Source organism: Streptomyces katrae (assembly GCF_000966975.1).
GTDB lineage: Bacteria > Actinomycetota > Actinomycetes > Streptomycetales > Streptomycetaceae > Streptomyces > Streptomyces katrae.
On sequence record NZ_JZWV01001035.1, the window covers coordinates 1 to 1,020 of the forward strand.

At 72.6% G+C, this 1,020-nt stretch carries 1 protein-coding gene; it reads left to right on the forward strand.

From position 1 onward, the window contains the following. Positions 1 to 1,020 (forward strand): FAD-dependent monooxygenase (locus tag VR44_RS31840; RefSeq protein WP_045951100.1); only part of this gene is annotated, 1,020 nt, incomplete at both ends.

A 1,020-nucleotide genomic window follows, 5' to 3' on the forward strand; every position in this document is an offset into this window, starting at 1 on the left:
GGAGCTGTTCCGGACGGCGGGGGCCGAACCCGCCATCCGCAAGGAGGCCTCCGCCCTGGAGGCCAACCAGGGCATCCTGCAGACCCAGGCCCTCATCGGCGGTGAGCACAAGTGGCTCATCAAGGCCGTCGACCCCTCCGGGGCGCTCGCCCGGTTCAGCCCCACCGGCTGGTGCCTGTGCAGCCAGAACAACATCGAGCCGGTCCTGGCCGCGCAGAGCCGCGCCCAGGGGGCCGACGTACGCTTCTCCACCGAGCTGATGACCTTCGACCAGGACGCCGAGGGGGTCACCTGCCTGGTGAAGGACCGGGGGACCGGCGAGCACCTCACCGTCCGCGCCGACTACCTGATCGCCGCCGACGGACCGCGCAGCCCCGTCCGCGAGGCCCTCGGCATCCGCCAGGCCGGCAGCGGCGAGCTGTTCCACAACGTCAGCATCGTCTTCCGCTCCGAACGCCTCGCCGGCCTCCTGGGCGACCTGCGCTTCATCGTCTGCTACCTGATGCGCCCGGGCGCCGACGGAGCCCTGCTGCCGGTGGACAACGAGACCCAGTGGGTCTTCCACGCCCCCTGGCACCCGGAGACGGGCGAGACGCTGGAGGACTTCACCGAGGAGCGCTGCATCGCCCAGATCCGCAACGCCATCGGCGTGCCCGACCTGGACGTGGAGATCGGCGGCAAGGCCCCCTGGCACGCCGCCGAGCGGGTCGCCCAGCAGTACTCGGTCGGCCGGGTCTTCGTCGTCGGCGACGCGGCGCACGAGATGTCCCCGACCGGGGCCTTCGGCTCCAACACCGGCATCCAGGACGCGCACAACCTGGCCTGGAAGATCGCCGCCGTGCTGAACGGCTCCGCCGGACCGGACCTGCTGCACACCTACGAGGACGAGCGGCTCCCCGTCGCCCGCGCCACCAGCGAACGCGCCTCCGCCCGTTCGGCCGAACACAGCCACCCCGGGTACGTCCCCCCGCCCACCATGGGCGGCGGCCCCGGCAGCGGGGTCCTCACCACCGCCATGGG